The following is a 13205-nucleotide window of genomic DNA, read 5'->3' on the forward strand; positions in this document are numbered from 1 at the left end:
GGCATGGTTCCGTGGCCTGGGACTGACAATCGTCGGTCCACATTGCGCAGGAGAGATCCCCCGATCGCCGATGTGGGTGGCAGCGCGAGACTGCGACTCACAGTGTGTGCAACTTACGCGACGCTTGAATCGAATTGCGGTTCGTAACCCGTTAGGATGGGCGAATTTTCTGGCGACTTGAACTATTAGTTTTTATAGGTCGAATGCGGCCTTGGCTAAACAAGAATCGGAATTGTCTGATACACAAACGGAGATTTATGACTTAGGAGGCATCGGGCCGCTGCGGCCTATCGTTGGCGTTATCCGCCTGGCGCTACTTGATGCGAAACCTTGAGGACTTACGTCGATCCGGAAGGCGTCCACACAAACACTAGCGGCGCCTATTCTCTGTGCTTGTACGGCTGCAAAGCGGATACGGCGGACCGCTCCGGATGCACGAGCTGATCATCGTTGGGCAGCGCCGCTGTGCTCCATCCGCCGCCCAGCGCCTTCACCAGCGCGACGCTGGCCGCCATGCGACGACGCGCGATCGTTACAGCCTGGCGTTCATTGGTGAGCGTGGTCGTCTGCGCGACCACGACGTCGAGGTACGTGATGGCGCCGCTGCGGTAACGGTTCTCGACGATCGCGAGCGTGCGCCCCGCCGCCGCCACCGCGCGATCTTGCGCGTAGGCCTCCTCTTCCAGTACACGCAGCGTCGCGAGGTTGTCTTCGACCTGGCCGAACGCGTCGAGTACCGTCTGCCGGTACTGCGCGACGCTTTCGTCGTACTGCGCGCGCGCTTCGTCGCGTACCGCCGCGCGGCCGCCAAAGTCGAGCAGCGTGCCCGCGAGTTGCGGCCCGAGCGACCAGAACCGCGCCGGCGCGACGAGCCACTGGCTGTAGTTGGTCGCTTCGAGCCCGCCCGTCACGGCGAGAATCAAGCTGGGGAAAAATGCCGCCGTTGCGACACCCACCTGTGCGTTCGCGGCTGCGACGAGTCGCTCTGCTGCGGCGATATCGGGGCGGCGTTCGAGCAGCGTCGACGGCACACCCGGCGGCGTGACCACGGGCTGCGTCGTGAGAGGGGCGCCTCGAAGCACGGGCAGCGCGAACGTGGAAGGCGACTGCCCAATAAGGATCGCGATGGCGTGCTCGAACTGCGCACGGTCCACGCCGAGATCGATGGCTTGCGCCCGCGTGGTTTCAAGCTGCGTCTGCGCCTGACCGACGTCGGCATCGGTCGCGATACCGCCTGCGTAGCGGTGTTGCGTCAGGTCGAGCGATTCCTCGTAGGCCTTGATCGTGTCGTCGAGCAACTGGCGCTCGCGATCGATGCCGCGCAGCTCGAAGTAGTCGGTTGCGAGTTCGGCCTGCATCGACAGCAGAATCGACTGGGCGTCGGCGGCGCTTGCCTGTGCGTTCGCCTTCGCGTTTTCAACCGTGCGCGCCACACGCCCCCACACGTCGGGTTCCCAGGAGGCATCCACGCCGACGATGTAGTCGTTGATCGTGCGTCCCGCCGTCGACTTGAACATGACGTTCTCCGACGTGCGCGTGCGGTTGTACGCGGCGTTCGCCGTCACGAGCGGGAAGAAACTCGAACGCTGTTGTGCGACGTTCGCGCGCGCCGCACGAAAGCGCGCCTGCGCGGCCGCTACGTTCTGGTTTGCACTTGCGACCTGCGCTTCGAGCGCGTTGAGTTGCTCGTCGCCGTAGATTTCCCACCATGCGCCGCGCAGCGCGGTGTCGGAGGGCCTGGCTTCTTGCCAGCCTGTTACTTCGATATCCTTATAATTTGCGGAAACGGGAATCGTCGGTCGTACGTAGTCGGGGCCGACTGTGCAGCCTGCGAGGGCAACTGCTGAGGCCAACAGATAAGGGAAGCGTGCGCGCATCATGAGTCCGCGTCGGTGTGACTCTTCGCCGATGGTGCGCCGCCTTGCGGCTGGGCGGACGGCGTGACGATACGTACCGGCGTCCCATCGACGATCGAATCCTGCGGGTTGACGATGACACGCTCGTGGCCGTCAAGTCCCGATGCAACTGCGACGCGCGTGCCGAAATCAGTGCCGAGCGTCACGTTCACGAGTTTCACGCGGTTGTTCTCGTCGACGGTTGCCACCTTCACGCCGTTCGCGCGGAACAGGAACGCATTGCCGGGCAGCGTGAGCGGCGCCGCGTTGGTGCCAAGCGCGAAGTGCACCTGCGCGTATGCGCCGGGCAGCAACTCCCCGCTGCGGTTTTCGACATCCACTTCGACGAGCATCGTGCGCTGCTGCGGATCGACGGCGCCTGCCGTGCGCGCGACCACGCCGGGGTAGTGCTTGCCCTGCGTTTCGTCGAGTGTGAGGTAGGCGCTTTCGCTCACGCGGATCTGTTGCGCGTAGGCTTGCGGTACGTACGCGTAGACGCGCAGACGGTCAGCCTGCTGGAGATGGAACAGCTCTCTTTGCGCCCCACCCGAACTGCCCGCATCGATCAGCGCGCCGACATCGACGTTACGCGCGGTCACGATGCCGTCGAACGGTGCGGTCACCTTCTCGAACGACTGCAATTGTGAGAGCCGCGAAACGTTGTAGCGTGCCGCATCGAGCGTGCCTTGTTTCGCGAGCATGTCGGCGACTTTTTCGTCGGTGTCCTGCTTCGACACTGAGCGGCTCTGCAGCATCTCCGTCCAGCGCGCGGCCGTGGTTTTCGCGAGTTCGTAGTTCGCCTGGGCGTTCACGAGATCGGCACGTGCGGCGCGTAACTGGTCGTCGACTTCGGGTGCGTCGATCTCGGCGAGCAACTGCCCCGCCTTCACATGCGCGCCGAGATCCGCGTACCACTTGCGCAGATAGCCGTTCGTGCGCGCATAGATCGGCGTGTCGAGAAACGCCTGCACGTTGCCGGGCAACACGAGATCGAGCGCACGCGTCGAGCGCTGCGGCGTGACCACCTGCACGGATAGCGTGCTCGCCTGTTTTGCGTCGCGTTCGAGCGCAGCCTGCGCGTTGTGGCGCGACCAGATACCTTGCGCGGCGAGCGCGATCACCACGAGTGCGGCGAGCGCGATGGGCCAGCGGCGAGCCTTGCGAGGCGGCGGGGCGTCAACGTGCGGCTGCATTGCGCCTCCGCGTGGGGAACGTGGAGAAATTCGTCATGATTTAGGCATTACGTTTTCGATAGCACGCTGGCGGCGCTCGCCGAGCTTGCGGTACACGAGCGAGAACACCACAGGCACAAAGATCAGTGTCGCGAGCGTGCCCACGGCGAGCCCGCCGATCACCGCGCGCCCGAGCGGCGCATTCTGCTCGCCGCCTTCGCCGAGACCGATCGCCATCGGCACCATACCGATCACCATCGCGAGCGCGGTCATCAACACCGGGCGAAAGCGCGTGTAGCCCGCTTCGATGGCGGCGCGTGCGGCGTCGCCGTGCTCGTTCAACTGCTCGCGTGCGAAGCTGACGACGAGGATGGAGTTCGCCGTCGCGATGCCGATACACATGATCGCGCCGGTCAGCGCGGGAATGGAAACCGTGGTGTGCGTGAGGAACAGCATCCAGACGATACCCGCGAGCGCACCAGGCAGTGCCGTGATGATGATGAACGGATCGAGCCACGACTGGAAGTTCACAACGATCAGCAGATACACGAGCACGATCGCGAACACGAGCCCGCCGAGCAATCCCGAGAACGACTGGTTCATGGTCTGCACCTGGCCGCGCACGAGGATGGTGGAGGTTTTCGGCAATTCGGCCGTTGCGTCGCGGATGATCCTGTTGATGTCGTCGGAGATTGCGCCGAGGTCGCGGCCATCGGCTGTGCCGTAGATGTCGATCGTGGTCTGCGCGTTGTAGTGCGTTGTGACGGCGTTGGCGGACACGCGCTGCATGCTCGCGAGCGAGCCGAGAATGTTGCTGCGTCCGTTTGCCGTGAGCGGGATGTTCGCGAGCGATTGCAGCGAATCGACCGTGTATTGCGGTGCTTCGGTGATGACGTTGTAGCTCACGCCGTTCATCGGATTGAGCCAGAACGTCGGCGTGGTCTGCTGGCTGCCCGATAGCGTGATGAGCAGATTGCTCGCCACGTCCCGCTGCGAGAAGCCCGCTTGCTGCGCGCGTGTGCGGTCGACGTCGATGAAGATGCGCGGCAAGTCGGCGGGCTGCTGGATGCGCGCGTCGGCGAAACCGGGCACGCCGCGCAGCCGCGCCAGCAACGTCGCGGCGAACTCGCGATTGCCCGCCACGTCGCGGCCGACGATCTGGATGTCGATCGGCGACGGCATGCCGAAGTTCAGCGTCTGGCTCACGATGTCCGCGGGGAGGAACGAAAACTGCACGCCGGGAAATTCATCGTTGAGCGTGCCGCGCAACAGGCGCACGTAATCGGCGGTCGGACGATGGTCGGCATTCAGCGAGATCAGCACGTCGGCGTCCGATGTGCCGATCGTGCCCGTGTTGCTGTACGAGAGATTGATGCCGGAAATCGGCAGGCCGATGTTGTCGATGACCGAATGCAGTTCGCGCGTGGGAATCAGCGTTCGGATGCGTTTGTCGATGCGGTCGACGATGACCGCGGTTTCCTCGACGCGCATGCCGGTCTTCGCACGCACATGCAGGGCGATGGTGCCCGTGTCGACTTGCGGAAAGAAGTCGCGGCCGAGGAACGGCATCAGCAGCAACGAAGCGCCGCAGCACGCGAGAAACGCAATGACGAACACAACAGGATGCTTGACGCGCGCCGCGAGAAAGTCGCGGTAGCGCACGCGCAGTTGCTCGAATCCGCGCTCGAACGCGAGATGCACGCGCATGAACGGATTGCGCGTTGTCGCGCGAATGTGGTGCAGATCCGCGGGCTTGTGATGGTGGCGCATCAGGTACTTCGCGAGCGTCGGCACGAGCGTCCGCGAAAAGAAGTACGACGCGAGCATCGCGAACACCACGGCTTCGGCGAGCGGAATGAACAGGTAATGCGCGACGCCCGACAACAGGAACATCGGCACGAACACGATGCAGATCGCGAGTGTGGAGACGAGCGTCGGGATCGCGATCTGTTGTGCGCCGTCGAGGATGGCCTGTTCGAGTGTTTTGCCCTGTTCAAGCTGCTGGCTGATGTTTTCGATGGCGACGGTCGCATCGTCGACGAGAATGCCCACCGCGAGCGCGAGCCCGCCGAGCGTCATGATGTTGATGGTTTCGCCGAGCGCCGAGAGCGCGATGATCGACGTGAGCATCGAAAGCGGAATCGACACGGCGATGATGAGCGTCGCGCGCCAGTTGCCGAGAAAGAGCAGGATCATGAGCGCGGTGAGCGCGGCTGCGATCAGCGCTTCGCGCAGCACGCCCTCGACCGATGCGCGCACGAACAGCGACTGGTCGGCGACGGGATCGATGTCGAGCGACGACGGCACGAGGTTGCGCAGCGCCGGCATCATCTCCTTGATGCGGTCGACGATTTCGAGCGTCGAGGTGTTGCCGCTCTTGTTGATCGTTAGCAGCGATGCGCGCTGGCCGTCTACGCGCACGATATTGGTCTGCGGCTGGAAGCCGTCGCGCACGTGTGCGACGTCGCGGATATAGATCGTGCCGTTCGCGGTGGTTTTCACCGGAATGTCGTTTAGACCCGCTAATGTATTGGGACTGGCGTTCATCAGCACCGAGTATTCGGTCGAGCCGATTTTCGCCGTGCCGGAGGGCAGGATCAGATTTTGCACGCTGATGGCGTTGACGACGTCCATCGGCGAAAGGTTGTGCTGCTGCAGCGCGCGCTGGTCGATGTCGACCATGATCTGCCGCTGCTTGCCGCCGTAGGGCAGCGGCGCGGAGGCGCCGGGGACCGTCGCGAGCTGGGTCTTCAGAAAGTTGTTGCCGTAGTCGAACAGCTCCTGTTCGGTGAGCTGCATCGACGAGAGCGACAGGCGCAGGATCGGCACCGTCGAGGCGTTGTATCGCAGGATGAACGGCGGATTGATGCCCGGCGGCAGCGAGCGCAATTGCGCCTGCGAGAGCGCCGTCACTTCCGCGAGTGCTTCCTGGATATTGGCATGCGGCTGGAAAAAGATCTTCACGACCGCGATGCCGTTGAGCGAGGTGGATTCCGTGTGCTCGATGTCGTTCACGGCCACCGAAAGCCCGCGCTCATAGTTGAGCACGATGCGCTTTTCCATCTCGTCGGCGGGCAGGCCCTGGTATGTCCAGATGACCGAGAGCACCGGGATGTCGATGTTCGGGAAGATGTCCGTGGGCGTGCGCAGGATCGTCAGCGGTCCGACGATCAGGAGCAGCAAGGCGAGGACAATGAACGTGTACGGACGCCTGAGCGCCAGTCGGACGATCCACATGGAAGGGTGTGTTCCTTCGCTGGTGATGTGTGTCGCGTTCCCGGCTGGTCCGGCCGCAGGCGGCGAGCGTTTTCGGTGTTGGTTTTTGTGCAGGGCCGCCGGCCCGCGCACACGAATGCGACAGGACTATAGCGCCAGTTGCCTGACATCAGCGTACTTTTTCTGTGAGCGCATAAGCAAGTGCGGGCCGGACCGGGTTTACCATCTGTTACAGTTGGTTTTTAGCAAGCTTGAGCGGTCATTGGATGGGTTGACGGCGCGCCGCTTCGTTGGGCGGTTGATTCACCCCCCTAATTTTCTGCTTTGCGTACAGGCCCAAACAGGCAACAATGCCTGAACCGGTCTGATGCTGCTGCGCAATATGAAACAGCGCGAAACAGCACGTGAAAGCAGCACGTGAAAGCAGCACGTGAAAGCAGCACGTGAAAGCAGCACGTGAAAGCAGCGGGCCGCGGGCGAGACGAGATGGATGCGTGTACAACCGTTGGTGCGCGCAGGCTTTGGTTACCACATTGACCGGCGCTTCAGACATGGAAGCCGGCGTTGAGAACGGGGAAACATCATGCAAATCGGTTCTATCGTACGTACCTTGCATATGGCCGTGCCACAAGGCGCGCGCGGCATCGTAATGCGCATTCTCGGCGACATGGCCATGGTGACGTGGTATGACGGCGAGCCTGGCACGTCGAAGCAGCTCAACACCGAGCCCTTTTTTCTGGAAGACCTGATCGACACGGGCGAGCACGTCCTGCCGGCCGGATCGATGATTCACTGAAACGCCTCGCGGCGGCGCGCGAAAGACGCGTGAACGCCGCCTGGCTCGAGAACGCGAGGCACCGCGCGCATTAAACAGAACGATGCGCACATCGACGTGCACATCGACGCGCGCGAGATCAGCATGGCAAGCGCGAGGAGACCACCCTGCGCACGCGGCGCACGAACGCCGCGGCGCATCGCTCGCAGTGCCGGCCCGCAAGAGGCACAATTGCGGCTATGAATCACGATCTCTCCTCTACCCCGGACGACACCTCGTCCGAGGCGCCCTACGCGCGCCTCACGCCCGAGTGCGTGCTCGACGCGATCGACAGCGTGCTGATCCCCACCGGCCGTCGCACCGACGGCCGCATGCTTGCGCTCAACAGCTACGAAAACCGCGTCTACCAGGTGGGTGTCGAAGACGGCTCGCCGCTCGTCGCGAAGTTTTACCGTCCCGCCCGCTGGTCCGACGAGGCGATCCTCGAAGAACACGCTTTCGTCGAAGAGCTAGCCGCGCGCGAGATTCCCGCCGTGCCGGCGCTCGCTTTCGAACGTCGCACGCTGCACACTTTCGACGGTTTCCGCTTCGCCGTATTCGAGCGGCGCGGCGGCCGCGCGCCGGACCTCGACCGCAACGACACGCTCGAATGGATTGGCCGCTTCATTGGCCGCATTCACGCGGTGGGCGCGATGGAGCCCTATCGCGCGCGTCCTGCACTCGATATCCAGACGTTTGGTTACGAACCGCGCGCCTGGCTGCTGGAGCACGGTTTCGTGCCCGCCGACGTGCGCACCGCGTGGGAAACGGCGGTGAATCTGGCGCTTGAGGGCGTCGAAGCCGCGTTTGAACGCGCAGGCGACGTGCGCACGCTGCGTTTGCACGGCGACTGTCACCCGAGCAACCTGCTGTGGACGGACGCGGGTCCGCATTTCGTCGACTTCGACGACAGCCGCATGGGTCCCGCAATCCAGGATCTGTGGCTGCTGCTGCCGGGCGATCGCGCGGGCGCGTCGCGCGCGCTCACCGATCTACTGGCGGGCTATGAGGACTTCTGCGAATTCGAACCGCGTGAGCTGCATCTGATCGAAGCGCTGCGCACGCTGCGGCTCATCCACTATTGCGCGTGGCTCGCGCGGCGTTGGCACGATCCCGCGTTTCCGGCTGCGTTTCCGTGGTTCAACACGCAGCGCTACTGGGAAGATCGCATTCTCGAGTTGCGCGAGCAGATCGGCGCGATGCAGGAAGGGCCGCTTTGGCCTGTTTGAGTCGCACTTACGCTGTGCCGCGCTTTCGGCGGTGCGCTTCGGTGACGTTCGTCAACGGGTTGACCATCCATCGCGGGCTCGAATTTGCGCGCAATCGTTTGCAGTGAAAGCAACGCTCGCGATATGCGTGCATCTCGCGCGGGGGACGTGTAGCCCGGTTGCCGGGATCAAGCATGTACAACGAAGTAAAACGACGACTGCGCCCCCGGCGTGATGCGGCGGAGACACCGAGTTCGTATTTGAGGGACGGCAGCGCAACGCACTCGCACTCGCAACCGACCGCGCTTATATGTTGCGCGGTCTCATATTGCCAAGGCCCGGCTTGGGTTCTATGGTTGCGACATTAAAAGCGCACGGCCGTTTCAGACAGACAGCCAGACAAAGTGCGCAACCGGCGTACCCACGCCCCAATAAGGAGACACAAATGAGCAGCTTTGCCGATTCGAAGCCCGGCGCCCCAGCCGCGCCCTTCTTTTCGAAGGAGGCGACCATCGCGCCCCCCGGGTTTTCCCGGTGGATGGTGCCGCCCGCGGCGCTTGCCGTTCATCTTTGTATCGGTCAGGCCTACGCCTTCTCGGTGTTCAACGCGCCGCTCACGAAAGTCATCGGCATAACTAAATCTGCGCCCGACGACTGGGCGCTCACGTCGCTCGGCTGGATTTTCTCGCTCGCGATCGTTTTCCTCGGCCTGTCGGCAGCGTTCGGCGGAAAATGGCTCGAACGTGTCGGCCCGCGGCGCACGATGTTCACGGCGGCTTGCTGCTTCGGCGGCGGCTTTCTCGTGTCGGCGCTCGGTGTGTGGCTTCACGAAATCTGGCTGCTGTATCTCGGCTATGGCGTGATTGGCGGCGTCGGGCTCGGGCTCGGTTACGTCTCGCCGGTCTCGACGCTGATTCGCTGGTTCCCCGACCGTCGCGGCATGGCGACGGGCATGGCCATCATGGGCTTCGGCGGCGGCGCGATGATTGCCGCGCCTTTGTCCGTATTGCTGATGAAGCATTTCGCCAGCGATACGAGCGTGGGCGTTGCGCAGACTTTCGTCGTGCTCGGCGTGGCGTACTTCATCTCGATGACGATCGGTGCGCTCGCCATCCGCGTGCCCGCGCCGGGCTGGAAGCCGGCCGGCTGGACGCCGCCCGCGACCACGGCCAAGCTCGTGTCGCGCGCGGACGTGCACATCGATCAAGCCCTCAAGACGCCGCAGTTCTACCTGATCTGGCTCGTGCTGTTCCTCAACGTGACGGCCGGTATCGGTATCCTCGGCCAGGCTTCGGTGATGATCCAGGAGAGCTTCAAGGACACCGTGACCGCAGGTGCCGCGGCGGGCTTCGTCGGCCTGCTCTCGCTCTTCAACATGGGCGGGCGGTTCGTGTGGGCGTCGGCGTCTGACTGGGTGGGCCGCAAGAACACGTACTTCATCTTCTTTGCGCTGGGCGCGGCGCTTTACTATGCCGTGCCGCAGTTCGCGCAGAGCGGCAACATCGTGCTCTTCGTGCTCGCGTACTGCCTGATTCTCTCGATGTACGGCGGCGGCTTCTCCACCGTGCCGGCCTATCTTGCCGACATGTTCGGCACGGCGTTCGTCGGCGGCATTCACGGGCGTCTGTTGACCGCGTGGGCGGCTGCAGGCGTCGCGGGCCCGGTGCTCGTGAATTACCTGCGCGCGTACCAGGTGGCGAATGGCGTCGCGAAGGCCGATGCCTATACGATGACCGTCCACATCATGGCGGTGCTGCTCGTGGTCGGCTTCTTCTGCAACCTGCTCATCAAGCGCGTCCACGAGAAGCATCACATGAGCGAATCGGGCGAAGCGCAACTCGCCGTCGGCAAATAAGGAGAATTGAACGATGAATACGATGGCCGATACGAAGTCGTCGAACAAGCTGTTGATGGCGGTTTTCTGGCTGTACGTGCTCGTGCCGCTCGCCTGGGGCGTGACCAACACGCTGATCCAGGCGATGAAGCTGTTCGGGTAAGCGGCGCTTCAGCCCGGGGCGCGCCGCGTGGGCGGCGCGCCCGTCAAACATGACAATCCGAGGATGCGCCCGCCGAGATTTCGCGCGCCGCTTTGGCGCCTTCGACCTGGAGAATGGTGGGCAGTGAGACGCCGTTCTTCGCCGCGGTGACCTCCGCGAGGATCGACACCGCGATTTCAGGCGGCGTGCGGCTGCCGATGTAGATGCCCACGGGGCCATGCATCCGCACGAGTTGGGCGTCATCCAGATCGAACTCCTTGAGCCGTTCACGCCGCGCCGCGTTGTTACGCCGCGAGCCGAGCGCGCCCACATAGAACGCGTGCGTCTTGAGCGCTTCCATTAGCGCGAGATCGTCGAGTTTCGGATCGTGCGTGAGCGCGATCACCGCGCAACGTTCGTCGAGCTTCATGTCGAGCACGGTATCGTCCGGCATGGTGCGCACGAGCGTCGTGCCCGGCACGTCCCATGTGTCCGTGTATTCTTCGCGCGGATCGCACACCGTCACCTGGTAATCGAGCCCCACGGCGATCTGGCAGAGATAGCGCGAAAGCTGACCCGCACCGATCACGAGCATGCGGTAGCGCGGCCCGTGGATCGTAGTGAGACGATTGCCGTCGAAAATGACGCCATCGGTGGCGCTGGCGGGGCCGAGCGAGGCCTGGCCGCTCGCCATGTCGAGCGTGCGCGCGACGAGTTCGCCGCGCTCCACGGCGTCGAGCAGCGCGCGGATGCCGCCCGCTTCAGCGAGCGGCTCCAGCACGAGCTGGATCGTGCCGCCGCACGGCAGCCCGAAGCGATGCGCCTCTTCAGCCGTGATGCCGTACTTCACGGTCTCGGGCTTTTCGATGTGGATGCCTTCGCGGCGCACGCGGTCGATCAGATCGTCCTCGATGCAGCCGCCCGACACCGAACCCACCACAAGCCCATCCTCGCGCACGACGAGCATCGCGCCTTCAGGACGCGGCGACGAGCCCCACGTCTTCACCACCGTCACGAGGAGCGCGCGATGACCTTCGTCGAGCCAGCGCACGCTGGATTTCAGGACTTCGAGATCCACGCTGTCCATGAGCGTCTCCTTTTGTTCGGTTCGTCGCCGGATGGTGCTTCGGCGGCATCGTCCCCTTCGGTTTGCGGCGCTTCAGCTTCTTCCGTTTGTTCCGCCTCTGCGATCACGCTTGTGCTATCGCCCAGTTGCTCGCCGAAGCGTTTGAAGAAATGCGCCGCGATCTTTTGCGCCGCACCGTCGACGAGCCGCGAGCCGATCTGCGCGAGCTTGCCGCCCACCTGTGCAGTCGCTGTGTAACTTAGCGTGGTCGCATCGTCGCCTGCGCTCTGGAGCAGAACCTGCGCACTGCCCTTGCCGAAACCCGCCGCGCCGCCCTGGCCTTCGAAGTGGATCGTGTAGCGGTTGGGCGCCTCGACGTCGGTCAGCGCCAGGCGGCCCTTGAAGCGCGCCTTCACCGGACCGACCGCCGCCATCAGCGCAACGGACCAGGCGTTCTCGCCGTCGGCCTCGATGCTTTCGCAGCCGGGAATGCAGGCCTTCAGGATGGCCGTGTCGTTGAGCGCCTCCCACGCCCGCTGCTGCGGTACCGGCAGCGAGTGGCTTTCGGTCAGCTCCATCTTTTCCCCCCTTGTTGTGACGCCCGCAGTGGCACGCTGCGTGAGTGCGGTGCCAGTGGCGCCACGCTCAGGCTGCGCCCGAATGCTTCAAGACTTTCCAGATCGTGGACCGGATAGTGGGCATCCACATGCGGCAGCATCGCTTGCACGCCGCGTGCCTTCGGCGTGAAGCCGCTGTAGCGCAGCAGCGGATTGAGCCACACCACGCGATGCGCGAAGCGATGGAGGCGCGCCATTTCGGCGGCGAGCGTTTCGGTGGCTTCGTGATCGAGTCCATCGGTGACGATCAGCACGGTTGCACGACCACTGAGCATGCGGCGCGCCCAGCGGCGGTTGAATTCGCCGAGCGTGGCGCCGATGCGCGTGCCGCCCGACCAGTCCGCGACCTGCGCACAGAGTTGCGCGAGTGCGATGTCGGGGTCGCGTTCGCGCAGTGCGCGCGTCGCCGGCGTGAGGCGCGTGCCGAAGAGGAAGAGTTGCAGGCGCTCGCGCGAATGCAGCAGTGCGTGGCAGTAGTAGAGCACTGCGCGCGAATAGCTGCTCATCGATCCGGAGATGTCGAGCAGCAGCACGACGGGCGGCTTGCGTTCGACCGGTGCGCGATATTTCCACACCGTCCAGTCGCCGCCCGCGCGCACCGCGTGGCGCGCACTGGCGCGCAGATCGGCATGCGTGCCGTGCGACGCGGCTTTGAGGCGGCGCGTGCGCTCGGTCGCGAGCGGGAGGCGGCGCGCGCGGATCAGGTGGCGCAGCGTGCGCCATTCGTCGGCGGTGAGCGTGTCGAAGTCCCGGTGACGCAGGCGCTCTTCTGCGCTGAACGTCGCGTGCGCGCGCAGTTCGTATTCGTCCTGCCGCCGGGATTCGGGCTTGTGCGCGCCGTGCTGCGCGGGCGCTCGCGCGGCGAGGGCATCGGCGAGACGGTTGTTGCGGCGCGGCGGCGGCACGCCGCCTTGCACCTTGGGCAGGAGCAACGCGCGCAGCTTGCCTTCCCAGTCGGGGTCGCGCCAGAAGAGATCGAACGCGGCGTAAAAGAGGTCACGTTCGTCGGCCGCCGACGTGAAGAGCGCCGCGAGTGCCGCGCGAACATCGTCGCGGCGTGTGAGATCGATGAGACAAAGCGCGTCGATCGCGTCGACGGCCTGCGCGGACGACATCGGCAGACCCGCGTGGCGCAATACGCGCACGAAATGCACGACGTTGCGGGCGAATATGGCCGGTGCGTCGTCGCGTTCGTTGCGTTCAGCGGCGTCGGTTGCGAACGGTGGCGCGGAATCCATCGG

10 protein-coding genes are annotated in these 13205 nt (G+C 64.3%); 4 read left to right on the forward strand and 6 right to left on the reverse strand.

Annotation, left to right across the window (positions count from 1 at the left end; genetic code table 11):
• Positions 1 to 380: 380 nt before the first annotated feature.
• Genes D1Y85_RS20655 through D1Y85_RS20665 form a run of 3 tightly spaced genes read right to left on the reverse strand, consistent with a single transcriptional unit; the run spans position 381 to position 6304 of the window.
• Positions 381 to 1880 carry an efflux transporter outer membrane subunit gene (locus tag D1Y85_RS20655; protein WP_425466959.1) on the reverse strand — a complete coding sequence of 500 codons (1500 nt, stop codon included), beginning with the start codon at positions 1878 to 1880 and terminating at the stop codon, positions 381 to 383.
• The gene (locus D1Y85_RS20660) at positions 1877 to 3088 is read right to left on the reverse strand and encodes an efflux RND transporter periplasmic adaptor subunit (RefSeq protein ID WP_124152940.1); all 1212 of its coding nucleotides are present in this window, start codon (positions 3086 to 3088) and stop codon (positions 1877 to 1879) included. The genes D1Y85_RS20655 and D1Y85_RS20660 overlap by 4 nt, the downstream gene beginning before the upstream one ends.
• Before the next feature lie 33 nt (positions 3089 to 3121).
• A complete protein-coding gene (locus D1Y85_RS20665) occupies positions 3122 to 6304 on the reverse strand; it encodes an efflux RND transporter permease subunit (protein ID WP_124152941.1) in 3183 nt (1060 codons plus the stop codon).
• Between the two features lie 562 nt (positions 6305 to 6866).
• On the opposite strand from D1Y85_RS20665, the gene D1Y85_RS20670 reads away from it, so the two are divergent.
• From D1Y85_RS20670 to D1Y85_RS20685, 4 genes are all read left to right on the forward strand, one after another.
• Complete coding sequence (locus tag D1Y85_RS20670) at positions 6867 to 7079, forward strand: hypothetical protein (protein ID WP_124152942.1); 213 nt, start codon at positions 6867 to 6869, stop codon at positions 7077 to 7079.
• Positions 7080 to 7297: 218 nt separating this feature from the next.
• Entirely contained in the window at positions 7298 to 8326 is a 1029-nt protein-coding gene (locus D1Y85_RS20675) for a serine/threonine protein kinase (protein WP_124152943.1), read from the forward strand.
• Positions 8327 to 8750: 424 nt separating this feature from the next.
• Complete coding sequence (locus D1Y85_RS20680) at positions 8751 to 10160, forward strand: L-lactate MFS transporter (RefSeq protein WP_124152944.1); 1410 nt, start codon at positions 8751 to 8753, stop codon at positions 10158 to 10160.
• Positions 10161 to 10173: 13 nt separating this feature from the next.
• Positions 10174 to 10302 (forward strand): MFS transporter small subunit, encoded by a 129-nt coding sequence (locus tag D1Y85_RS20685; RefSeq protein WP_124152945.1) that lies wholly within the window; start codon positions 10174 to 10176, stop codon positions 10300 to 10302.
• A 43-nt stretch (positions 10303 to 10345) separates the two neighbouring features.
• Here D1Y85_RS20685 and D1Y85_RS20690 read toward each other — a convergent pair whose 3' ends face one another.
• From D1Y85_RS20690 to D1Y85_RS20700, 3 genes are read right to left on the reverse strand one after another with little or no spacing between them, the layout of a single operon-like run.
• On the reverse strand, positions 10346 to 11368 hold the full coding sequence (locus D1Y85_RS20690) for an XdhC family protein (protein ID WP_124152946.1): 1023 nt from the start codon (positions 11366 to 11368) through the stop codon (positions 10346 to 10348).
• The gene (locus D1Y85_RS20695) at positions 11341 to 11925 is read right to left on the reverse strand and encodes an SRPBCC family protein (protein WP_124152947.1); all 585 of its coding nucleotides are present in this window, start codon (positions 11923 to 11925) and stop codon (positions 11341 to 11343) included. The genes D1Y85_RS20690 and D1Y85_RS20695 overlap by 28 nt, the downstream gene beginning before the upstream one ends.
• Entirely contained in the window at positions 11916 to 13202 is a 1287-nt protein-coding gene (locus D1Y85_RS20700) for a vWA domain-containing protein (protein WP_124152948.1), read from the reverse strand. The genes D1Y85_RS20695 and D1Y85_RS20700 overlap by 10 nt, the downstream gene beginning before the upstream one ends.
• Positions 13203 to 13205: the final 3 nt, after the last annotated feature.

Origin of the sequence: Paraburkholderia dinghuensis (assembly GCF_003837865.1) — a bacterium.
GTDB classification, from domain to species: Bacteria; Pseudomonadota; Gammaproteobacteria; order Burkholderiales; family Burkholderiaceae; genus Paraburkholderia; species Paraburkholderia dinghuensis.